Genomic DNA, 23,286 nt, shown 5'->3' with positions numbered 1-23,286 from the left:
ATGGATGGATTAATGATGACGATAAACATGGATGTTTTGTATGTCATCATTCCAAGGATGGTTTAAATGAAGACGATATAATCAGGATGTTTTGTATGCCGCCACGCCATGGACGACGTAAAAGCAAGAAAGCCCGCTAATATAGCGGGCTTTCAAATGTGGCGGTGAGATAGGGATTTGAACCCTAGATACGCTACAAACGTATGCCGGTTTTCAAGACCGGTGCTTTCGACCACTCAGCCATCTCACCTGAAGTGGTGCGAATATTATAGCCTCAATTTGGCCTTGTAAAGCCTTAATTCAAATAAACATTCTGACCGCTGAAAAAACCAACAAAATGGTATTTTTTTGCTCGCAAGTGTTGTTAGAGTTAGACTAACTAGTATGCATTCAATGAGAATCGTTATGGCAAAAGAACAATTAACTCGATGTCCCTGGCTTGATTTAAGTAAACAAGATTACGTCAACTACCACGACAAAGAATGGGGAGTCCCGGTACATGATGATCAAAAAATGTTTGAGTATTTGACTTTAGAATCTGCGCAAGCTGGTCTGAGTTGGTACACCGTTTTGAAAAAGCGCGACAATTATCGAAAACTATTTGATAATTTTGATGTGAATAAAGTCGCACGGTATAACGAAGATAAAATCCAGGCATTACTTAGCAACCCTGGCATTATTCGTAATCAATTGAAGATACGGGCAGCAGTAAATAATGCACAGCGTTTTATTGAAGTGCAGCGAGAATTTGGCAGTTTCTGTCAATACATGTGGGCATTTGTCGACCACAAACCTATCGTCAATCATTTAAAAACTCTGGAAGACTACCCGGCGACAACCGATATTTCAGATCAGATAAGCAAAGATTTGAAGAAACGCGGATTTAAATTTGTGGGTTCCACTATTATTTACGCGCATATGCAGGCATGTGGTATGGTAAATGATCACAGCGCGGATTGTTTTCGTAAGAATGAGCTCAATAGCAATTAAGCATGTTGTTTAAACGAATAAATTAGTTTGTTTCGCAAATTTTCTATAATAATATTCCGTTTAGCGTTAAAATTTGATAAAAAACGACTTGGAACTATTGGGGGTTGCCCCCATCTAATAGTTAACTTTGGTTTAAAAAGGAAATACAGATGCAATCACCTGTAGGGTTTAATACCGCTTCACAATTATCAACTGTAGAGATTAACAAGGTTTTACGTAACACGTATAGCTTGTTGGCAATGACTCTAATTTTCAGTGCTATTGTTGCAACCGCAGCTATCGCATTGAACTTACCTTACCCAGGAATTTGGGTTAGCTTAATCGGTATTTACGGATTAATGTTCTTGGTTTACAAAACCGCTAATTCAGCGATGGGTCTGGTTTCCGTATTCGCATTTACAGGATTTTTAGGATATACCATCGCGCCCATGGTTGGTTACGCTCTGGGTTCAGGTGCTGCCGATTTAGTGGTACTTTCATTAGGTGGTACCGGTCTGATTTTCTTTGGTTTGTCTGCGTATGCGTTAACAACCAAAAGAGACATGTCTTTCTTAAACGGTATGTTAGTAGCCGGTTTCTGGGTTCTAATTATTGCAATGATCGGTAACCTATTCTTGCAGATCCCTGCATTATCATTAGCGATCAGTGCGTTGTTTATCTTGTTTTCTTCAGCAATCATCCTGAAGCAAACCAGTGACATCGTTCACGGTGGCGAAACCAACTACATCTTGGCAACCGTTACCTTGTTTGTTTCCCTATACAACATCTTTTCCAGCCTGTTACATCTTTTGATGGCATTCACAGGTAGTGACGATTAAACTATCGTTTAGGTAAATGAACAACAAAGCCTCGGAAACGGGGCTTTTTTATTTCAGGAAATTAACGTGACTACCTTTGCGATCATAGTCAGCACCGCACCGACCGATAACAGAACCCTGACAGCTTTAAAGTTTGCAGAAGCTCTTCTCGATCAAGGACATGCTATTGAAGGTGTGTTCTTCTATCAGCATGGCGTAATAAACGCCAATGTCTATTTGCAAACCCCTTCTGATGAGATCAATCATTTAAGTGCCTGGCGTGCGTTTCATCAACAAACCAATACCCCGATGTATTTATGTATTACCGCTGCAGAGCGACGCGGACTCTCCGACTCAAACGCACCAGGGTTTTCCCATAATATTGCTGAACACTTTACGATTTCTGGTCTTGGCGAACTTGTTGTGTTAACCAATAATGCCGAAAAGGTCATTCAATTATGATCAGTAATAATCGAATAGCCATCGTCAATACCGCAACAACATTTGATGATTTTAAAGCCAAAGAAGCTCTGGACTTGGCCCTTATCTTTGCCAGTTACGAAATGCCAGTGGCATTGTTTTTTATGGCCGACGGTGTGTTTCAGACCAAGGCGAATCAAAATCCAGAACTGATTGGCAACAAAGATTTTATCGCAACCTTCAAAGCATTAGGTTTTTACGATATCGACGACATATATATTTGCCAGGACGATATGGTTGAGAGAATGGTCGAAGGAGAACTGTCTATCGATGGTGCTGAAATTCTACCGCGCACACAGTTCAAACAAACGTTGAACACTTATGATTTGGTTCTAACTTTTTAAAATATGGCTAATTTACACATAGTAAGAAGCTCTGGCTTCACTCACAACAAGTTGCGTCAATGCGTGCAAACCTTAATGGCTGACGACTCGATAATTCTCATTGATGATGGCGTTTATAACATACACCACCCTGACATGATGCCATTCCTCCAAAAGCAAAAGGTCTATGCTTTGCAAGAGCATATCCAAGCGCGCGGATTAACGCCTGTGTCAGATAGCATCAAACTGTGTCAATATGACGATTTTGTTGCACTTACTATCGACTCAGACAAGGTAATAACATGGCAATAGAGTTTAACGGTCAGTCAATCACCACCGATAAAGAAGGTTACTTAACCCGTGTTGACGACTGGCAACCGGAACTGGCAAAGATCATTGCAGAAAACGAAAATATCCATTTAACCGATGACCATTGGGAAGTGGTTAACTTTGTCCGAAATTTTTATTTGCAATATAAGACATCGCCCGCCATCCGCGCGCTTATCAAGGCTCTTAAAACTGAATTTCCCGAAGAGAAAGCTAACAGCCGATATCTTTACCGTTTATTTCCCAAAGGCCCGGCCAAACAAGCCACAAAAATCGCCGGACTTCCTAAACCAGCTCGTTGCATTTAAAAGTCAGGAAATCGATTTTTTAAGATTTGTTAATCGTTTGTGAAGTGGTTAGAATCAGAACAATAGCATAAACCTATCAGGTAACACTTATGAATAAAACCTTAAAAATAAATGGTGATGTCATTGAAATTGATGTCGATGAAAGCATGCCTTTACTCTGGTTTTTGCGTGACCGGCTAGAAATCACAGGTACGAAATTTGGCTGTGGCAGTGGCTTATGCGGCGCTTGTACCGTGCACCTCAATGGTCAGGCAATCCGTTCTTGCGTAACACCCGTAGGCTCTTTAGCCAATCAGTCTATCACCACCATTGAAGGTTTATCTGATAATGGCGACCACCCATTACAAAAGGCCTGGTTAGAAAATAGCGTACCACAATGTGGTTATTGCCAAGCTGGACAAATCATGAATGCTGCCGGTCTGTTAAATCAGAATGTAACGCCAAGTGATCAAGACATTGATATGGCCATGCAAGGTAATATTTGTCGTTGCGGCACCTATCAGAGAATCAAAAAAGCCATTCGTGATGCTGCCGATGAACTGGCAAGGGAGGCTTAACATGAACAATCTTACCAGAAGAAGCTTTTTAAAGACTGCAACGGCCGGTACTTCCGGTTTAATGTTAGGTATCACCATTCCTGCCAGTGCGCTCGCAAAAGACAAGCCATTTAAGCAGGACGAGTTTAACCCCAATGCGTTTATCCATTTAACCGAAGATGGCAAAACAACGATTTATTGTGGTCGTTGTGAAATGGGACAAGGGATCAGTACTGCCCTACCCGCAGCGGTAGCCGATGAAATGGAAGCGGATTGGGAACACGTTACCGTATTACAGGCAGAGGGTAACGAAGATAAGTACGGCCCACAAGCAACAGGTGGCAGTGCCAGTATCCGGGTGATGTATATTCCAATGCGAGAAGCTGGAGCCAAGGCGAAATTCATGCTCGAAGCAGCAGCCGCAAAGACCTGGAATACCGATATCAGCAACTGCTACGCTAAAAAGCATTTCGTCTATCAGAAAAACAGTGACAAAAAACTTAGCTTTGGTGAACTTGCCTCGCTCGCTTCAACCATGCCTGCACCGGAGAAACCTCAGTTAAAAGACAAATCGGAATATGCCTATATCGGCACAGATTTAAAACGCCATGATCAAGATGACGTTGTTGTCGGTAAACGCACCTATGGCGTAGATACGAAATTACCCGGATTAAAATATGCGGCCATTGTCCACTGCCCGGTTCTTGACGGCAAACTAAAATCCGTAGATAAATCTGCGGCGCTTGCTATTCAAGGTGTCTCAGATGTTGTCGAGATCGAAAGGCTCGATATCCCTTATGGATCTTTAGGCGGTGTTGCCGTCGTTGCCGATAATAGTTGGACTGCGCAACAAGGGGTAAAAGCGCTGAAAGTAGAATGGGACGCCGGAAAAAACGGTATCTATGATACCAAAACATACAAGCAACAACTGATTGCAAATGTTGAAAAACCTGCAGAAGTCATGGACGCTAGAGGTGATGCAACAGTCGGCCTTAAAAACGCCAAAAACACCCATAGTGCAACCTATACCGGTGGCCATTTGAGCCACTCGCCTATGGAGCCAAACGCCAGTGTTGTATGGGTTCAGGATGACAGCTGTGAGGTTTGGGCATCAACGCAAAGCCCTGCAGATATCCAAAAGGTTTTAGGACAGTTTCTAAACAGAGAACCCAAAGACATCAAAGTTAATGTGATGATGTCTGGCGGCGCTTTCGGTCGTAAATTTATGTGTGATTATGTCCATGAAGCGGCGGCGATATCACAACAGGTCAAAGCACCGATACAATTAATTTGGTCACGTGAAGAAGACATGCGAACCGGATATTACCATTCTACCAGTGCCCAGCATTTACAAGCGGGCTTTGACGATGAAGGTAATGTCGATAGCTGGTTACAACGCGTCGCGTTTCCGTCCATCAATTCTCTGTTTGACAAATCCGTTCAACGAGCACCAAAGGGAGCGACTAAAGATGTCTTTAACCACCCTTTCGGCATTAAAAATATGCAGGTAGAAAGTGGCGAAGCGCCGGCTCATACCCGAATTGGTTGGTATCGCGCCGTATATGCCATCTTCTATGGTTTTGCTTTTGCAAGCTTTGCCGATGAACTCGCACATAAAGCCGACATGGATCCGTTTGACTTTCTCAACAAGCTGTATGACAACAATAAAAATCCCAAGCAAGCAGAGCAAATAGAGCGCTCCAAGGCCGTACTAGCTTTAGCGGCGGAAAAAAGTGGCTATCATCAACGGGACAAACTACCTAAAGGACAAGGTATTGGTCTGGCGGTACACTACAGCTTTAATAGTTATGTGGCTATGGCCGTACACGTTGATGTAGACGGTGATAACATCAAAGTCCTTAACGTAGATTGTGCGGTTGATTGCGGTCAGGTATTAAATACCGATGGTGCAACGGCACAAATGGAAGGTGCCGTGGTCATGGGCATGTCATTATCGCTTTACACGGAAATTGTGTTTCGCGATGGGCAGGTAGTTAATGGCAACTTCCACAACTATCCGGTTCTTCGCATTAATGAAATGCCTAATGTCCGCGTACATTTAGTGGATTCGGATAAAGATTCGACAGGTTTAGGTGAGCCCGGTGTCTCACCGTTCCCTCCGGCGTTAACCAATGCGATTTTCGCCGCTTCGGGTAAACGATATCGGGATCTGCCGATCAAGCCAATGTCGATTTGACCGTTTAATTCAAGCAAAACAAAGGCGCCAAGTGGCGCCTTTTTTAATGACATACAGCTTGTCATACTAATCAACGGGGCCAATGTTAAGGTCTGGCGGTAGCGGTACGCTTAATACATCAGCTATGGCTCTTACCAGTTCATACTCACGGATATTAACAATACCATCAATACCAATAATCAGCAGGCAACCTCGGATCACCTTTTCCTTGTCGCCAAAACCGAGACGATTCAACTGTTCAAGGTATTTACTAGCCGCTTCAAAATCGGTCTGATTGGGCTGCAGTTCAGCAAGATCGGGTAAATCGATATGCTGGGTTAATCTATCATGATTCGCAGCGGTCAATTGGTGTTCGCTTGCCGATAATACCAAAGACAATATCCCGTTAACCGCAGTGGATACCTTGGAAATGGCCAAATATTTTTTTACACCAGTCGTTTCTGTGTTGTTTTTCAGGTGACTAAAGACAACTTGCTTCAAAATCCACTCAAATCGGTCCAGCTGTTTGTCCGCGTATATTAGTCCATCTACCAGAGATTCAAAATCTCTCACCTCGGTGGCACTCAACTGCTTTAAAGCTGGGTTTAAAAGATCGACGAGCGGCAGACGATATGCTGAAGGTAAATCGGTAATACTTTGTCGTAATTCAAATACCGAATCAATCAGTTGCGTATCGTCAGATTGTTGAATAAGAGCAAATTGTTCATTTAAAACGTCTGGATCATTGGCAAGAACCAAACAGCAAACAATTGCCCTGGCCCCTATCGGATTATGACATTTAGCATAGAGATTATCCTCAATGCTATTAATCAACGTATGTGCATAGTTCAATTGCTGTTGGTCAATATTGCCGGCTTGGGACAATACCGACAAAATCGCGACTTGCTCTGGACCTACCCCCTTGGTGCCGCCTCTGCTGGAGTCAGGAGTGGATTCGCTGTTTTTTGCTTTGTTTACCTTACGCATTGGCTTGCTATCAGCATTCGCCGCGTTCAACAAAAAATGAGGGGATATTTTGGTAATTCGGTCTTCAATCGGTGGATGTGTCGCAAAAAGATTTGATGCAAACGATTTAACGCCCTTTGAAAAAAATCCATGGGTGTATTCAATAGCATCAGGTTGATCAATATAGGAGCCAAATGAAGATTGCTTTATTTTATATAAAGCCTGAGTGATCCCTTGATTGTTACGGGTAAATTGCACGGCCGATGCGTCTGCAAGGTATTCCCGCTGGCGACTTATTGACGCTTTAATGATATTGCCAAAGAAATGGCCACCATATCCTATAAGCAGCAAGCCAAATCCCAGGCCAAACACCGCCGCGCCATTTTTACTAGAGCCTCTTCCCGCGTGTAACAGGTAGTAGCCAATGAATCCGATAACCAAAATGCCATGCAGTAATGCCACCAATTGCAAATTTAAGCGCATATCGCCATTAAGGATATGGCTAAACTCATGGGCGATTACGCCTTGCAATTCATCCCGGTCTAGTTTTTCCAATGCGCCTTGCGTAATTCCGATGACGGCATCGGACGTAGAAAACCCCGCAGCAAAAGCATTAATCGCCGACTCATCCTTTAATACATAGACTCTGGGAACAGGTGTTCCTGCCGCTATTGCCATCTCTTCAACAACATTGAGCAGTCGTTTTTCCAGACGATTCGCCAACAGAGGATTAATCACCACGCCTCCTAAGGCTTCAGCAATCACCTTACCACCATGGCGCAACGACATTTGTTTATAGGCACTGCCGCTAAAGATCACAAATCCAACTAAGGCGGTAATGAACGCAAACATCCGCCAATCGAACTGTTCACTCAGGTATTGAAGATTTACTTCGGTGTCTGGTTCAAAATTAATATACCCGAGTGCGGCCATGGCGATGATATTTGTAAACATCACAAGCGTTATCACTGCGCCAGTAAATAAAAGCACCAGCAAACCTGTAGAACGCTTAGCTTGTTCCTGAGCTTGAAAAAAATCCATAAACGTAATTACCGGTTAGAAACTAACCTTGGGTGCTGCCTGAATATCAGCACTATCTGCAAACTTGAGTAAAGATGCATCTTTACCGTGACCGAAGGGACCAGCAAAGAAATTTTGTGGGAATTGTTGTTTATAAGTGTTGTAACTCATGACCTGATCATTGAATGCCTGACGGGCAAAACTTATACGGTTTTCAGTACTTACCAGCTCTTCATTAACCTGCATCATGTTTTCGTTGGCTTTGAGATCCGGATAGGCTTCCATAACGACGTTTAATTTATCAAGTGCTGACGTTAGCATACCTTCTGCACCAGCCAGAGACTGCATTGCCGAGGCATCACCTGGTGCCTTCATCGCCGCTTCCAAACCTTTGGCTGCCACATTTCTTGCGGATATTACCGCTTCGAGCGTTTCCCTCTCATGCTTCATATAACTTTTAGCGGTTTCAACCAAATTAGGGATTAGATCGTAACGACGTTTTAATTGCACTTCGATTTGCGCAAACGCATTCTGATAGCGGTTCTTTAACGCCACCAATTGATTAAAAATGGAAATGACAAAAAACACAAGGGCAGCGAGCACTACCCAAAAGATGATGCTAGATAATTCCATTAGAGTTCCTCTATAACGTGATGTTCGGATGCATAATAAATGCGTTATCGATAGAAGTTACTCTAACCCATTGAAAAACAATCAGCAATAAAGGCATTGAAGCACCGATAGCATAGCTAAATTATGCCTTATACCAATCACATTAAATTATTGCTCACTCAGTGAGAATTTAAAGGCTTTTAGACAAGGCTTTGATTGCAGAGAATGGTTATTCCATTGTCAAAATCAGTAACGCAGGATAAATGCCTTTAAAACTCACCCGTAGGGAGTTTACCAGAGGCCCATTTACTGCCCTATATTTCATTAATATAGAATGACTATATCGATGAAACCTATGTTGTAACTGAACCTCTGCCCTAACTCTGAGTTGTGCACAAACTTAATGTGATTGGTATTACTCGGTCAATGCCTGTTTAATTTGTGTGAACTCATCAGCCTGATGACTATTGGGAAATGCATCAACAAACAAATCAATTTGATCTTTGGCTTTTTGTGCATCTTGTTTAAATAAATACAGAAACACATAACCGCTCTCCACTTCATGATTTAGTGCTGGTAGGTAATGTTCTCGCAATCGTTGCAGACTCTTTTCTGCATCACCTAAGTAATAACGGCCAGCGGTGAGGTAGAAATAGGTTGCTGAAAAATTGCAGGCCACCGAGGTTGGGTAGATTTCAAGGCACTCTGTTAAATGTTGAAGCGCATTATCACCGCTTCCTGGAACCTGCATGTTATAGCCCATGCGATACAGTTCCGTTAACATATAAAAGGTTTTTTCTTCCTGACGTTGGCCATGAAAACGTTGCGCATCATCAACCAATTCCATCCAGGCAACAAACACTTGTTCACGGTGCTTTTCACTATTGAATCTTGGCGGATACATGCCAATTACCGGGTTCAATAAATTCACTTCTTCGTCCAGCTCCTCAAACGTCAGAGGTTTCTGGTAGTATTCAGGTACATCGCTGGGTACGTCTGTAACGGACGAGTACCCGGGTACAACAGAGCAGGATGTGATAAAAAATATCAGGCTCAACAAACCAACAATCTTCATTCGACGCTCCTATCGACGACATTTACTTTTTGCCGCCAACGAAAAATTTCACAAGAGTATGCAATTTCCTGAAATTATTGAGCTAAAAGTCGCTACCTACGACCTTTGATATTTAAAACGAAAAAATCTGACTGCAGTTTCGTCAACATTGAAATTATCTCATGAAATCTCGAACTATCACCGCTATAGATAATTTAAGAACTACTATCACGTAATGAAAATTCAAAGCATCAAAGATAAAAAACTGAACACGACCGTTATCTTTATAAAGTTCCATCAAAACATTAAGCAAGGTGCTTAATTACACTATAGACAAGGATTTATATGGTTGAAAATTTTTCATATTAAATATCGAATCTTTTTGTTAAACCCAGAAAACGGAACGATTAAGTTGAGCAAAAAAGGGAGCCTTAGCCCCCTTTTATTATCTCTTAACCTGAAACGCGCTTACGATATTATCGTTTAACCGCCGCTACGGCATTTTTGGTAATATCCGTAATGCGATCCCAGTCTTTGTTCGCCACCGCGTCTTCTGGTACTAACCAGGAACCACCGATACAACTGACATTTTTCAATGCGTGGTAGCTCCCCATATTGTCCTGATTGATTCCACCCGTTGGACAAAAGCGAATGTCAGGAAACGGTCCAGCGATAGATTTAATCGCTTTCGCACCACCAATCGCTTCTGCAGGGAAAAATTTAAAATGATCTAAGCCTGCATCAATACCGGTCATTAACTCTGAAATAGATGCAATACCCGGGATCAGTGGGATACTTGAATCACCGGAAGCCTGCAATAATTCGCGGGTCATGCCCGGGCTAATCGCAAATTTAGCGCCCGCTTCTTCGGCTTGACGTAACGTTTCAGGGTTCGTCACAGTTCCAGCTCCGACCATGGCTTCCGGTAATTCGTCAGCAATTTTGCGAATAACCTGAAGAGCATTTTCCGTTCTCAGGGTAACTTCTAACACGTTAATACCACCCGCCATCAGGGCTTTTGCGATAGGCACCGCATCTTCCACATTTTCGATGACCAAAACTGGCACTATGGGGCCCATGGCAAAAATTTGTTGTGGCTTAATTTGCCAGTTTGTTGTTATAGACATACGACCTCATTATTGATTTGTTGTGTTAAAAAAGCACTGGCGCCTGAAATTCCGGGCTGGGGCTCTGTAATTACATAAGTTGGTATTGCTTGGTTAAACCCTTCAAAACGCCCTTTCGCCTCAAATCGTGTACGAAAATCGCTGTTTGCAAAGAATTCCAAAAATCTTGGAACGATACCGCCGGCGATATAGACCCCACCAAAAGCGCCCGTTGTCAGAGCGAGGTTTCCGGCAAAACTACCAAGGGTTTTACAAAACTGTTGCATTGCCTGATGACAAATATCACAGTCTTTCGTAATCCCTTTCGCGGAAATATCTTTCGCTTTATAAGGTTGTGGTTCTACGTTGTGTAATTCACATAACGCCTGATAAATCTGCTCGATCCCTAAGCCTGATAACAATTGCTCTGCCGATACTCGCGAATATTTTTTCTTAAGAAAATTCAGGATAGCGACTTCGGTATCGTCCGTCGGTGCAAAATCAACATGACCGCCTTCTCCACCAACACTTATCCATTGCCCCTGATATTCAAACAGGTTGGCAACCCCAAGTCCGGTACCGGGACCACAGATCGCAATCGGTTTATGAGCAACAGGCTCTCCCTTCCCTATTTTAACTTTCTGACTATCATCCAGACTGTTAATAGACATCGCAATCGCCGTGTAATCATTAATCATGTATAGACTACGCAATTTAAGGGATGCTTTAAGCTCGGATTGTTTAAATTCCCATGGCAAATTGGTCATACTTATCAGATCTTTATCTACAGGACATGCGATTGCTAAACAGGCATTTACCTGACTTGAGTCAATCTGATGTTGGACAAAATAATCTTCTAAAACGGTCTGCAAACCGGAAAATTCCGCACATTGATACAAATGTAGGTTTTTTATCGAGCCAGTTTGATCGAGCATGCCAATGCGTAGGTTGGTCCCGCCAATATCGGCTACGATATTTACAGCATCTGACGCCATATCCTAATCATCCTCTTTAAACAATGAACAAGCACCCAACTCCGCGCCACTTAGACTGCTGCGCATAAATCCAAAGAGCTCACGCCCCATGCCCTGATGCTGCATGTGCCCAGAAAACTGTGCGGTTTCACGCTTCGCTAATTCGTCATCGCTAACCAAAACGTTAATTCGACCACTGTAACCATCAACCTGGATCATATCGCCAGTTTGAACTTTGGCGATCAACCCACCATCGAGTGCTTCTGGGACCAGATGAATTGCCGCAGGTACCTTTCCGGAAGCACCAGACATGCGGCCGTCAGTAACTAAGGCAACTTTAAAGCCTTTATCCTGCAAAACTCCAAGTGGTGGTGTGAGTTTATGAAGCTCTGGCATGCCACGACTTTTCGGCCCCTGGAATCGAACCACAGCGATGAAGTCTTTTTCTAACTCGCCATTTTGAAATGCTTTTTCCAGATCGTTTTGATCTTCAAACACAACTGCTGGTGCTTTTATCACTTCTGCGCCAGGTCTTAACGCCGAGGTTTTCAATACCGCGCGGCCTAGGTTGCCATCAAGTACCTTTAAACCACCATCACTTTTAAACGGCTTATCGACATTGGCGATAACTTCAAGATCGCCAGATTCCGTTGGCCCATCAATCCATTTCAACTCACCATTTTCGAGAATTGGTTGCTGTGTATATTTTTGCAGACCTTCACCACAAATGGTGTGAACGTCTTCATGCAATAAACCTTGTTCCAATAGACGACGGAACAACAGAGCCATACCACCCGCCTCTTGGAACTGGTTTATATCAGCAAAACCATTTGGATAGATGCGTGTCATAAGAGGAGTTGCATCACTTAAATCTGAGAAATCATCCCAGTTAATGATCACACCACCGGCTCGCGCTGCCGCGATTAAATGCATGGTTAAATTGGTTGAACCACCTGTGGCTAACAACGCGACAATGGCATTGACCCAACTTTTTTCGTCAATCATTTTGCCGATTGGCTGAAAGTTACCAGACTGTTGCGTCAAACGTGTCACTTGGCGAGCCGCGGCTTTCGTTAATTCTTCACGCAATTCGGTATTTGGCGCGATAAACGATGCACCTGGCAGGTGCAATCCCATCACCTCGACAACCAGTTGATTCGAATTTGCGGTACCAAAGAAGGTACAGGTTCCCGGTGAATGGTACGAATTCGATTCTGCTTCCAGTAATTCATCCTTACCCACTTCGCCTTTCGCAAATTGTTGGCGTACACGAGCTTTTTCTTTGTTGGGAATACCAGATGGCATAGGCCCTGCTGGCACAAATACCGTGGGTAAATGGCCAAACGTCATCGCCGCAATCAATAAGCCGGGAACGATTTTATCGCAGATCCCTAACATCAGCGTGCCGTCAAACATGTTGTGCGATAGCGCAACGGCAGAGGACATAGCGATCACATCACGACTCATTAAGCTCAGATCCATCCCAGGTTGGCCCTGAGTTACACCATCACACATGGCTGGAACACCACCGGCAAACTGAGCGACACCGCCCGTTTCTCGTATGGTTTTCTTAATGATCGCGGGATAGGTTTCATAAGGTTGATGCGCACTCAGCATATCGTTATACGCGGATACGATAGCAATATCACTATGATTAAGCTGCTTTAACACATCTTTTTCGCTCTTACCGCAAGCGGCAAATCCATGAGCCAGGTTACCGCAGGATAGCGCCCCGCGGTGAACCGTCTGCGAAGATTCACGATCAATTTTTTCCAGATATGCTTTTCTGGAAGCTCGGCTTCGTTCAATAATACGGTCGGTAACCGCTGCAATTTTAGGGTTAATCATAACTACTCCGCCCAAAAAACATCGATGGTTTTAGACTTGTGGTGTAAGAACGCACGGATTGGCATTTCCATGCTGTTGTCATCAGAAATAGCCTGATCCAAAACCTGCATCTTGCTTTCACCGACGATGTGTAAATATAAGTGTGAGGCCTGTATTAGCGCGTTAAAATTAAAGCTGATGCGGTCAAAAGGTGCACTTCCAGGTACGACTTTTAGTAAACCAGGCGCGGCCTTTTCATCTAACCCCTGGCTTATTTCTTTACTGCAAGGAAATAAAGAAGCCGTATGACCATCTTCACCCATACCAAGGATAACAATATCTAAGGGTAATAAATGCTCGTTCGCTGAGTCGTTAAGCGCTTGGATTGCGCTTGGAGTTAACTCACCGTCTTGCTTTAATTTAAACAAGCTGGCAGATGAAGCTTTGTTAGTGAGTAAGTTTTCTGCAAGCAATCGGGTATTAGAATTGCTATCGGCATAATCTACCCAGCGCTCATCTGCCAATGTAACCGTTACGTTTTCCCAGGCAATGTCTTGATTGGATAATGCCGCAAAAAAACCTTTCGGTGTGCTGCCACCGGAAAAGGCTATTGAGGCTTTACCTTTAGCGTCAATCACGCTCTGAAGCTGCGAAGCGATTTGTGTAGCAAATGCCTGATCAAGATCAGCTCTGCTTTTGAATATTTGTTTATCGTACATTATTCATCCCAATTACGATCGTCACGAGCGATCAATGCGATTGACGCTACCGGTCCCCAAGAACCCGCAGCATATGATTTTGGAAGTTCGTTGGTGGCATTCCACGCATCCATAATCCCGTCAACCCAATTCCAAGCCTGTTCCACTTCATCTCGTCGAATGAACAACGATTGATTGCCATCAATCGCCGTTAACAACAAACGCTCATAGGCATCGATCACCCGAGTATTTTCACTGATTTGTGAGAAACTCAAATCCAGTTTTGTTTCCTTAACTTCAATTTCGTTAGAAATACCAGGAATTTTATTCATTACCGTTAGCTCTACACCTTCATCAGGTTGCAATCGAATCGTCAGTTTATTGGCGGGCAATTGCGCGTAGCTATGGGAAAAAATATTATGAGGCTGATGCTTGAAATAAATCACAACTTCCGAGTGCTTGCGCGGCATACGTTTACCGGTGCGCAAATAGAATGGCACCCCAGCCCAACGCCAGTTGTCAATTTCAGCCTTGATTGCAACGAAGGTTTCCGTCGTGCTTTCCTTATTTGCGCCTTCTTCTTCCAGATATCCAGGCACTTCTTTGCCATTAAGATAGCCTTTACCATATTGACCACGAATGGCCTTCTCATGGATATTGGCTTTCGTGATAGGTCGCAATGCTTTTAACACTTTCAATTTTTCATCACGGATACTTTCAGCACTTAAGTCTGTCGGTGGTTCCATCGCCAGTAATGATAAAATTTGCAATAAGTGGTTTTGTACCATATCGCGCATCTGACCGGTTTCATCGTAGAAACCCCAGCGCCCTTCAATACCAACGCTTTCTGCAACCGTAATTTGCACGTGATCAATGCAATTATGATCCCAGTTGGTCGAAAATAAGGAATTGGCAAAACGAAGTGAAAGCAGGTTTAAAACCGTTTCTTTCCCCAGATAATGATCGATACGGTAAATCTGATTTTCATTGAAGAAGCGGTTAACCTGATCATTAATGACTTGTGATGAGGCTAAATCGTGTCCAATGGGTTTTTCCATGACAACACGCGCGTAATCGTTCGCCAGACCATGCGCATTCAGACCTTCACAAATCATGCCGTAAATTGCTGGCGGCGTTGCCAGATAATATAACGTGTTGGCATTGTCTTTCAGGGCGTCTTTAAGTTTGCTATAGCCAGACTGATCTGAGAAATCCAACTTAAGGTATTTAAATCGGGCAGTAAAACGCTGTACCACGTCTTCGGTAATTTCGTCACCAATAAAGGTTGCAAGGTTTTCAGCGACGAATTGTGGAAACTCTTTATCTTCGTATTCATTGCGGGCGACTCCGATAATCTTTAAATCGCCGTGGAGAAGTTGTTCAGATTCGAGATGATAAAGCGCTGCAAATAACTTTCGACGGGATAAATCGCCGGCGGCACCAAAGAGTACTATTTGTTCTGCAGATTGCAGATTGTTTTGAGCCATGTGGTACTACTCTCTTTATACAATGAAAAAAAATTACATTTAACCATAATTTAAACCGAACTTGCTATAAGGTAAAGCAAAATTGTAATTAAATTACACGACATAACTTACCTAATTTCTTCAGGAAATCGGTTCAGTACGGGTGATTTAGCGAATGATTAGTGTTTAGCTTTATATACACACCTGTAATACAGTTTGAAAAACGATCAGATTATGAAATAAATTTACATAAATACTGTTATCTTCTGTTAAAATAATTTACAGTAACAGCAATTCAACACGAGGCTTGTTATGAATATATTAGAAAAAATCACTAATGAATTTGATTCTTTCAGTAAATCAGAACGAAAAGTTGCCGAAGTAATTTTAGCATCTCCTGCGACAGTTATTCACGCCAGTATCGCTTCATTGGCCAAACAGGCTAATATTAGCGAGCCTACGGTAAACCGTTTCTGTAGACGACTCGACACAAAAGGCTACCCAGATTTTAAACTGCACTTAGCTCAAAGTCTTGCTAATGGTACGCCATATGTGAATCGCCATGTTGATGAGAATGATTCTGCTGATGAGTATACAACAAAGATCTTCGAATCGACATTAGCCAACCTTGAAATGGCACGCAAAAGTTTAGACACGAGTTTGATCAACCGCGCAGTAGATGTGTTAACTCAGGCTCGAAAAATTTCTTTCTTCGGTCTTGGTGCATCGGCAATTGTCGCCCACGATGCGCAAAACAAATTCTTTCGCTTTAATGTTCCTGTCGTCTATTTCGATGACATATTAATGCAGCGTATGAGCAGCATAAACAGTTCACAAGGGGACGTCGTTGTGGTGATTTCCCATACCGGACGGACCAAACCTTTGGTTGAGGTTGCCAATATTGCCCGTGAAAATGATGCTACAGTTATTGGTATCACCGATGCAGGCTCACCATTAGCTAAAGAATGTACTATCGTGTTATCTCCAACCGTTGCTGAAGATACTGACCTATATATGCCGATGGCATCCAGGATCGCACAACTTGCGCTCATTGATATCCTGGCGACCGGGTTTACCTTACGTCGTGGTTCTAAATTTCGCGATAACCTGAAGAAAGTAAAAGACAGTTTACGTAGTTCCCGTTTTGAACGGAAAGAGTAGTTAGTTAAAATAAGGTTTAGACTTCATGCCCAGAAGAACCAAAATTGTTGCCACCCTTGGACCGGCAACTGACGATATTAATGTTTTACGCGATGTGATTAAAGCCGGTGTTAATGTAGTTCGCCTGAACTTCTCGCACGGTGCTCCAGAAGATCATATTAACCGAGCCAATATGGTTCGAACCATTGCCAAAGAACTTGGCGTATATGTTGCAATTCTTGGCGATCTGCAAGGTCCTAAGATTCGTATTTCCACGTTTAAAGACGGCCCTATTACACTTGCCATTGGTGATAAGTTCATTCTTGACGCCAACATGGCCAAGGGTGAAGGCAACCAGCAAGCCGTTGGTATTGACTACAAGCAATTGCCAGAAGATTCAAAACCTGGCGATGTTCTGTTACTGGATGATGGTCGTGTGCAACTTAAGGTTGAGAAAAGCGAAGGTGGCCGAGTCCACACCGTAACAACCGTTGGTGGCCCTTTGTCCAATAACAAAGGTATAAACCGTCAAGGTGGAGGATTATCCGCCGCAGCTCTGACGGAAAAAGACAAAGAAGATATTAAACTTGCCGCAAAACTCGATGCAGACTTCCTTGCGGTTTCGTTTCCTCGTGACGCAGCAGATATGCGCGAAGCCCGGTTACTCGCCAATGAAGCTAACTGTAATGCCCGCTTAGTGTCTAAGATTGAGCGTGCAGAAGCGGTAAATGATAACGACGTTCTTGATGAAATCATCTTAGCCTCTGACGTGGTGATGGTTGCTCGTGGCGACTTAGGCGTTGAAATTGGTGATGCCGAACTTGTTGGCAAGCAAAAGCACATCATCGCTCGTTCACGTCAGTTAAACCGTATCGTGATCACGGCAACCCAAATGATGGAAACGATGATTTCGCAACCTATGCCTACCCGAGCCGAAGTTATGGACGTAGCAAACGCCGTTCTTGATGGTACCGATGCGGTAATGTTAAGTGCGGAAACCGCTGCAGGTAAATATCCGGTAGAAACGGTTAAGGCCATGGCAGAAGTTTGCATCGGCGCGGAAAAACAGCGTTCCGTTAACATTTCTAAGCACCGTGTAGAAATGATGTTTAATGAAGTGTCTGAAACAATCGCGTTATCAGCAATGTATGCAGCGAATCATTTAAAAGGTGTGAAAGCCATTGTTTCATTAACAGAGTCGGGACAAACGTCTAAAATCATGTCCCGTATTACGTCTGGCTTACCCATCTATTCGTTATCAAGACATGACAAAACCTTGAATAAGTCAGCTATCTTTCGCGGTGTGTATCCGGTTTATTTCGACTCAACTAAGAGTAGCAATGACACCTTGTCAACCGAAGTGTTGGATGTGGTAAAACAACATTCTGAGCTAAAAACTGGCGATGTTGTATTGTTTACCCATGGCGACATGATGGAAACCGTTGGCGCGACCAACACGATGAAAATACTAACGATTAAATAACTAATCGTTAGCTTGATAAAGCCAGCCTTGTGCTGGCTTTTTTGTATCTAAACATTAGCCACACCCCGACTCTAACGTTAGCTTTAATCGTAAAAAATTCAAAGCCAGTCCATAGCAACGCCATGGCAAGAGCATGAAAAGCGAGTGACCAAATCATTGTAATTGAGTTAAGCTAATAAAATCCGATACCAATATCTAATGTGTGATCCCTGACTATGGCAAATGTTCCTTTTACAAAGCCCAAGAAAATAGCCTTGTTGACCAGTGGTGGTGATGCACCAGGAATGAATGCCGCGATTCGCAGCATAACCCTTTACGCGCTGCACTACGGCATCGAAGTGATTGGTTTTCGTCACGGTTACAATGGGTTAATAAACAATGAATTTGTCGGTTTAGATGAGCCTTTAGTGCGAGAGATTATCGGCCGTGGTGGGACAATATTGAAAAGTGCCAGATGCGAAGAATTTAAAACCGTACAAGGAATGCAACAAGCCGCAGACAACCTGCACGCGCATAGTGTCGATGGCCTTATTGTGATTGGTGGCGATGGCTCTTTTTCAGGTTTGACTAAATTTAAACAGTTCTATCAAGGTCAGACTATCGGCGTACCAGGTACCATAGATAACGACATTGATGGCACAGATCATACCATCGGGTTTGCAACGGCTGTCGATACAGCTGTTAATGCGATTGATAAAATTCGCGATACTGCCGATGCCTTTGAGCGCATTTTTGTGGTCGAAGTGATGGGAAGAAAGAGTGGTTTTTTAGCATTAAATGTCGGCGTAGCCTGCGCTGCAGAACATATTATTACCTTTGAAAACTTTTCGAATCCCGGCATTGAGTTACAGCAAGTTACTGAAAAAATTAAGCGCATTAAGAAACAGCGGGGTCAATGTAGCCACTTGATAGTCAGTGCCGAAAACCTGTATCCAGGAGGCGCCAATCAGTTAGCCAGTGATCTTAGCGACTACGCCTCCATCGATTGTATCCCCTGTATCCTGGGTTACATTCAACGCGGAGGCGATCCCGTCGCTAAAGACCGGATCCTGGCCACGCACATGGGGGCCCATGCGATCAAAGAATTACTGGTGGGAAATAGTGACATTATGATCGGTATCGAAGGTCAGTTTTGCAAAACCGTGGCATTGTCTCAAAGCGTAGAGCACCACAAAGGCGTAAACGAATACTTGTTGGATATTCAGGAACGTCTGCAAGATTTACGTTAAAACTCTTAATTTAAAATCGCTTGTTTGACCTTGTCTTTGTAACTTCGGGAAACTTTCAATTCTTTATTGTTGGTCAAAATGAGATAGTATTCGCCGTTGATCTGGTTTCCAAATTTATCGATATAGCGCTTATTCACCATCGCAGAACGATGCGTACGAATAAACGTTTTTGGATCCAGTAACTGTTCCAAATCCTTCATGGTCTTACGCAAAATATGGGTCTTCTCATCGGTGTGTACGCACATGTAATCCCCTGCTGCATCAATCCAGATAATATCTTTGGTAGGAACCAACGACGTTTCACCAATATCTTTGATCGCCAAAACATCAGAGTAGCTACTGATTGAAACCGGGATGTTGTCTTCAAGTTGCTCAATAATGGTTTTACAATCATTGCCCGTAACTTCGCTTACCACATCAATCAATCGGCGTTTATGGGAATCAGCCTTTTGCTGCCCGATAAAAGCTTCGACCCGATCGATAGTTTGCGACAAGCGTTCATGATCGACAGGCTTTAACAAATAATCAAGGGCGTGAACATCAAACGCCTGAACCGCGTAATGATCAAAAGCCGTAACAAACACCACAATCGGCATCTCAACATTATCCGTTAATAATTGTCGGACCACATCAAAACCACTCATTTCTGGCATTTGAATATCCAGAAATACCAGATCTGGGGATAGCGCTTTGATTTGTTGCACCGCATCTTTACCGCCAGAACATTGAGCAACAACCTCAATATTCGCAAATCCCTGTAACCTAACAGCTAAGCCCTTTCGGGCTAACGGTTCATCATCAACAATTACGGTAGCTAGTTTATTCATGCAGTCTCGGTTTGAAATGGAATTCTTATATTTATTTTTACACCACTTGGAATATTTTCACTAACAACGAGTGAATAATCTTCATAAAGTGTGGCTAGCCTTTCCCGGGTATTCGTCAGACCCACACCATTTTCACGATGTAAATTGCCATCGACAATTTCAGCACCTGGTCCATTGTCACTAATCTCAAGTTGCAGGTCATTGGCAAAACGACTGACTTTCACCCCAATAGTACCACCCTCTTCTTTGGCAGCAATAGCATATTTAATGGCATTTTCTGCTAAAGGTTGCAAGATCATCGATGGTACCAATGCGCTTTGGCAATTGTTCTGGATCTCAAACTTTATCTGCAACCTATCTTCGAACCGAACTTTTTCGATATCCAGATACAATTGCAATGCGGTTAGCTCCTGAGATACCGTCACTCGTTTCATTGGATCTTTATCTAACGAATAGCGCAAGAATTCACTGAGCTTAGTGACCATAGCATTCGCCGTTTTATTTTCATTAATAAGAACCAAAGTTGATATTGCATTTAAGGTATTAAATAAAAAGTGTGGGTTTAATTGGTACCTCAGCATCTTTAATTGCGCCTGATTAGCCATATTATTGGCGCTTAGGACTTTTTGTCGCTCCTGCTGCAGCATCTGGTAATATTTGATACCAAAATATAAACCACTCCAGGCAAGCATGATGTAGAAAGACCAGACACTGTATTGCGTATAAAGCAACCAAAAATCCGGGCGATAACCATGCTTATAGATTTCCCAATAGGTAATATTATTGACGACCTGCCATACGACACCCGCAGCGTAGGATGAAATTATCACCACCACGGCGATTTTCAATGGTGAAAGGTTCCAGGCTTTTTGATAGATGTAACGCAGCGGAAGCGATATTAACGCACCAGCCCAGGCCCGAAACAGAATCACCCATACAAATACATCTCGAAGGTCGTGAAGCAGAGAGCCTAAGTAATGGACCAGGGCAAAACCTATCCAGCCACTAAGGTGCAGTAGCCAGAAGAAACGATTTCTGTCTTCGATTAAATGCTGCCAGTTCAAAATAATCCTGTGAATAATTGGTTACGGCATTTGTATGCCGGAGTTTAACCAAAAGTATCTCTTATTCGTTTACAAAAAACCCTGTAATTTACCTTGCGTTAAAGGATATTTATCGCAAAAACAACGGTTTTATCGAAATTGTTGGGGCGAAATTTTAGAAATGAAGGCTCAAATATCTAGCACAGGAGTTGGCTTTCGGTCTGCGTCCAGAGCAACAAAGCTAAACGTACCGCTGATAGCATGGTGCTTGTTGTCCTCGTACATATTCTCAAGATAAATATCGACTTTGACTTTCAAACTGGTATTGCCCACAGTAATAACTTGAGCAATCAACTCACAAAAGCTGCCTGAAGGAATCGCTTCTTTAAAATCAATGCGATCTGTTGATATCGTCACCAAGGGCTTTCGACAAAACCGAGTTGCGGCAACAAAGGCGATATCGTCCATCCAGGCCATTGCCTGACCGCCAAACAAGGTATTGTGGTGATTGGTGTATCCGGGAAATACGGTTTTGGTTTGATAACTTTTAGATTGCGCCATACGTTGCGCTATCAATTGTTCGCGTTCAGTCAATTTAATTCCTTTACTACGATGTTAACGATCATATCGCTAACATTGGCCCGAGAGGCTTACCGCCAAGCAAATGCATATGAATATGAAACACTTCCTGACCTCCGTGTTGATTACAATTAAAAATCAACCGATAGCCCTGCTCGCTTATGCCTTCTTTCGCAGCTAGCTTCTTAGCAACAACCACCATTCTGCCTAACGTTAACTCGTGCTCTGTTTCCACATCATTAATGGTTGGAATCAAAATGTTGGGCACAATCAGGATATGGGTCGGAGCCCGAGGTGAAATATCCCTGAATGCTGTTACAAGATCATCCTGATAGACTAATTCCGTTGGTATTTCCTGACGGATGATTTTTGAAAAAATGGTTTCTTCGCTCATATTTCCCGCTCTATTGATACAACAAAACATCGTTCCCACAAGGTATCAATGGGCAACGATGTTTGCTCATAATTATGTTAAGCCATTATATCTGCTTAACTTTTAGCAAAACATATTAATTTACTGTGTTTGCTTGAAATGAAGCCAGCATGGCATCGACCAATTCTTGGATACGAGCCTGTTTTTCTTCCACGGGAATATTTTCTTTCACCGCTTCTGATACCTGGCTGCGCCAAATCGACTTTTTCAGCTTTGGATCTATCATATCGATGATCAGCGTGCCTTCGACGTATTGCTTCACATCAACATCATTGACCGGGGCACCATAGTTATAACCACGATAATAGGGGCCGCAACTCCAGCAACTATAAAAAGACGTATTATAGGAGCGGATACGAGTTTTATCTTTGGTAACAACCTGATAGCGCACCTGAATATCGGCATTTTCCAGTGTTTGCGAGGCCAGTCCTTTATTTTCCAGGTTAATCTTGAGAGCGCGGATAATACGGTCATTATCGAGATCACTCAGGTGCACATTAAACGCCTGATTTTCTTCACCCTCTAAAGGTTGCATCGCATCAAGAACCACAAAGCTCTTAATGTCAGAGAAATTGTAGTCTGGGTTGTAATCAATATCCGGTTTGTAGCTACTCGCACATGCACTAAGCAAAACAACCAGACTTACTATAAATATTCGTTTCATCACTGCTCCCTTTATTGTTTATCGGCTCGATAAAAGTTACCAAGGTATTGTTTTAATAATATGCGGCAAATGCTTATATTAAAACTATTTATACCAATCACATTAAGTTTGTGCACAACTCAGAGTTAGTGCAGAGGTTCAGTTACAACACAGATTTTATTGATATAGTCATTCTATATTAATGAAATATAGGGCCGTAAATGGACCTTAAGATAAACTCCCTACGGG

24 protein-coding genes and 1 tRNA gene are annotated in these 23,286 nt (G+C 43.0%); 11 read left to right on the top strand and 14 right to left on the bottom strand.

Going from position 1 to position 23,286, the window contains the following annotated elements:
- Positions 1-159: 159 nt before the first annotated feature.
- Positions 160-250: transfer RNA gene (locus ACHUFQ_RS07535), tRNA-Ser, on the bottom strand.
- Positions 251-405: 155 nt separating this feature from the next.
- Between ACHUFQ_RS07535 and ACHUFQ_RS07530 the strand changes: the two genes are divergently transcribed.
- The 8 genes from ACHUFQ_RS07530 (at position 406) to ACHUFQ_RS07495 (ending at position 5,958) form a co-directional block, all read left to right on the top strand.
- A complete protein-coding gene (locus ACHUFQ_RS07530; RefSeq protein ID WP_394174429.1) occupies positions 406-990 on the top strand; it encodes a DNA-3-methyladenine glycosylase I in 585 nt (194 codons plus the stop codon).
- Positions 991-1,139: 149 nt separating this feature from the next.
- Positions 1,140-1,808: a Bax inhibitor-1/YccA family protein gene (locus ACHUFQ_RS07525; protein WP_394174427.1), complete on the top strand. Its 669-nt coding sequence runs from the start codon at positions 1,140-1,142 to the stop codon at positions 1,806-1,808.
- Between the two features lie 66 nt (positions 1,809-1,874).
- A complete protein-coding gene (gene tusD, locus ACHUFQ_RS07520; RefSeq protein WP_394174425.1) occupies positions 1,875-2,249 on the top strand; it encodes a sulfurtransferase complex subunit TusD in 375 nt (124 codons plus the stop codon).
- On the top strand, positions 2,246-2,611 hold the full coding sequence (gene tusC / locus ACHUFQ_RS07515; protein ID WP_394174423.1) for a sulfurtransferase complex subunit TusC: 366 nt from the start codon (positions 2,246-2,248) through the stop codon (positions 2,609-2,611). The genes tusD and tusC overlap by 4 nt, the downstream gene beginning before the upstream one ends.
- 3 nt (positions 2,612-2,614) lie before the next feature.
- Entirely contained in the window at positions 2,615-2,902 is a 288-nt protein-coding gene (gene tusB / locus ACHUFQ_RS07510) for a sulfurtransferase complex subunit TusB (protein WP_394174422.1), read from the top strand.
- Positions 2,893-3,225 carry a TusE/DsrC/DsvC family sulfur relay protein gene (locus ACHUFQ_RS07505; RefSeq protein ID WP_394174420.1) on the top strand — a complete coding sequence of 111 codons (333 nt, stop codon included), beginning with the start codon at positions 2,893-2,895 and terminating at the stop codon, positions 3,223-3,225. Before tusB ends, ACHUFQ_RS07505 begins: the two co-directional genes overlap by 10 nt.
- An 89-nt stretch (positions 3,226-3,314) precedes the next feature.
- Positions 3,315-3,782 carry a (2Fe-2S)-binding protein gene (locus ACHUFQ_RS07500; protein ID WP_394174418.1) on the top strand — a complete coding sequence of 156 codons (468 nt, stop codon included), beginning with the start codon at positions 3,315-3,317 and terminating at the stop codon, positions 3,780-3,782.
- A 1-nt stretch (position 3,783) separates the two neighbouring features.
- Positions 3,784-5,958: a xanthine dehydrogenase family protein molybdopterin-binding subunit gene (locus tag ACHUFQ_RS07495; protein ID WP_394174417.1), complete on the top strand. Its 2,175-nt coding sequence runs from the start codon at positions 3,784-3,786 to the stop codon at positions 5,956-5,958.
- Positions 5,959-6,024: 66 nt separating this feature from the next.
- Here ACHUFQ_RS07495 and ACHUFQ_RS07490 read toward each other — a convergent pair whose 3' ends face one another.
- The 8 genes from ACHUFQ_RS07490 to zwf form a co-directional block, all read right to left on the bottom strand.
- Positions 6,025-7,944, bottom strand: coding sequence for a M48 family metallopeptidase (locus ACHUFQ_RS07490; RefSeq protein ID WP_394174416.1), 1,920 nt, complete (start codon positions 7,942-7,944; stop codon positions 6,025-6,027).
- A gap of 15 nt (positions 7,945-7,959) precedes the next feature.
- Positions 7,960-8,556 carry a LemA family protein gene (locus ACHUFQ_RS07485; protein WP_394174414.1) on the bottom strand — a complete coding sequence of 199 codons (597 nt, stop codon included), beginning with the start codon at positions 8,554-8,556 and terminating at the stop codon, positions 7,960-7,962.
- Between the two features lie 394 nt (positions 8,557-8,950).
- Positions 8,951-9,610: a hypothetical protein gene (locus ACHUFQ_RS07480; RefSeq protein WP_394174412.1), complete on the bottom strand. Its 660-nt coding sequence runs from the start codon at positions 9,608-9,610 to the stop codon at positions 8,951-8,953.
- Positions 9,611-10,065: 455 nt separating this feature from the next.
- A complete protein-coding gene (locus tag ACHUFQ_RS07475; protein ID WP_455342387.1) occupies positions 10,066-10,716 on the bottom strand; it encodes a bifunctional 4-hydroxy-2-oxoglutarate aldolase/2-dehydro-3-deoxy-phosphogluconate aldolase in 651 nt (216 codons plus the stop codon).
- Positions 10,707-11,690 (bottom strand): glucokinase, encoded by a 984-nt coding sequence (locus ACHUFQ_RS07470; RefSeq protein WP_394174411.1) that lies wholly within the window; start codon positions 11,688-11,690, stop codon positions 10,707-10,709. The genes ACHUFQ_RS07475 and ACHUFQ_RS07470 overlap by 10 nt, the downstream gene beginning before the upstream one ends.
- A gap of 3 nt (positions 11,691-11,693) precedes the next feature.
- Complete coding sequence (gene edd, locus ACHUFQ_RS07465) at positions 11,694-13,517, bottom strand: phosphogluconate dehydratase (protein ID WP_394174410.1); 1,824 nt, start codon at positions 13,515-13,517, stop codon at positions 11,694-11,696.
- A gap of 2 nt (positions 13,518-13,519) precedes the next feature.
- Positions 13,520-14,215, bottom strand: a complete 696-nt coding sequence (gene pgl / locus ACHUFQ_RS07460) for a 6-phosphogluconolactonase (protein WP_394174408.1) — start codon at positions 14,213-14,215, stop codon at positions 13,520-13,522.
- Positions 14,215-15,681, bottom strand: a complete 1,467-nt coding sequence (gene zwf, locus ACHUFQ_RS07455; RefSeq protein ID WP_394174406.1) for a glucose-6-phosphate dehydrogenase — start codon at positions 15,679-15,681, stop codon at positions 14,215-14,217. Before zwf ends, pgl begins: the two co-directional genes overlap by 1 nt.
- 291 nt (positions 15,682-15,972) lie before the next feature.
- On the opposite strand from zwf, the gene ACHUFQ_RS07450 reads away from it, so the two are divergent.
- The 3 genes from ACHUFQ_RS07450 (at position 15,973) to ACHUFQ_RS07440 (ending at position 19,512) form a co-directional block, all read left to right on the top strand.
- Positions 15,973-16,821 (top strand): MurR/RpiR family transcriptional regulator, encoded by an 849-nt coding sequence (locus ACHUFQ_RS07450; RefSeq protein ID WP_394174404.1) that lies wholly within the window; start codon positions 15,973-15,975, stop codon positions 16,819-16,821.
- A gap of 25 nt (positions 16,822-16,846) precedes the next feature.
- Entirely contained in the window at positions 16,847-18,283 is a 1,437-nt protein-coding gene (gene pyk, locus ACHUFQ_RS07445; protein ID WP_394174403.1) for a pyruvate kinase, read from the top strand.
- Between the two features lie 254 nt (positions 18,284-18,537).
- Complete coding sequence (locus ACHUFQ_RS07440) at positions 18,538-19,512, top strand: ATP-dependent 6-phosphofructokinase (protein ID WP_394174401.1); 975 nt, start codon at positions 18,538-18,540, stop codon at positions 19,510-19,512.
- A 5-nt stretch (positions 19,513-19,517) separates the two neighbouring features.
- On the opposite strand, the gene ACHUFQ_RS07435 is transcribed toward ACHUFQ_RS07440, so the two are convergent.
- The 5 genes from ACHUFQ_RS07435 to ACHUFQ_RS07415 form a co-directional block, all read right to left on the bottom strand.
- Positions 19,518-20,339 (bottom strand): LytR/AlgR family response regulator transcription factor, encoded by an 822-nt coding sequence (locus ACHUFQ_RS07435; RefSeq protein WP_394174400.1) that lies wholly within the window; start codon positions 20,337-20,339, stop codon positions 19,518-19,520.
- On the bottom strand, positions 20,336-21,403 hold the full coding sequence (locus ACHUFQ_RS07430) for a sensor histidine kinase (protein WP_394174398.1): 1,068 nt from the start codon (positions 21,401-21,403) through the stop codon (positions 20,336-20,338). Before ACHUFQ_RS07430 ends, ACHUFQ_RS07435 begins: the two co-directional genes overlap by 4 nt.
- Before the next feature lie 168 nt (positions 21,404-21,571).
- On the bottom strand, positions 21,572-21,943 hold the full coding sequence (locus ACHUFQ_RS07425) for an acyl-CoA thioesterase (protein ID WP_394174545.1): 372 nt from the start codon (positions 21,941-21,943) through the stop codon (positions 21,572-21,574).
- Between the two features lie 61 nt (positions 21,944-22,004).
- The gene (gene hinT, locus ACHUFQ_RS07420; RefSeq protein WP_394174397.1) at positions 22,005-22,355 is read right to left on the bottom strand and encodes a purine nucleoside phosphoramidase; all 351 of its coding nucleotides are present in this window, start codon (positions 22,353-22,355) and stop codon (positions 22,005-22,007) included.
- Between the two features lie 115 nt (positions 22,356-22,470).
- A complete protein-coding gene (locus ACHUFQ_RS07415) occupies positions 22,471-23,058 on the bottom strand; it encodes a DUF4136 domain-containing protein (protein ID WP_394174395.1) in 588 nt (195 codons plus the stop codon).
- Positions 23,059-23,286: the final 228 nt, after the last annotated feature.

The organism is Thalassotalea litorea (genome assembly GCF_043642205.1).
Classification (GTDB): Bacteria; Pseudomonadota; Gammaproteobacteria; order Enterobacterales; family Alteromonadaceae; genus Thalassotalea_A; species Thalassotalea_A litorea.
Note: the sequence above shows the minus strand (reverse complement) of the source record. Positions and strands in the feature narration are given on the sequence as shown.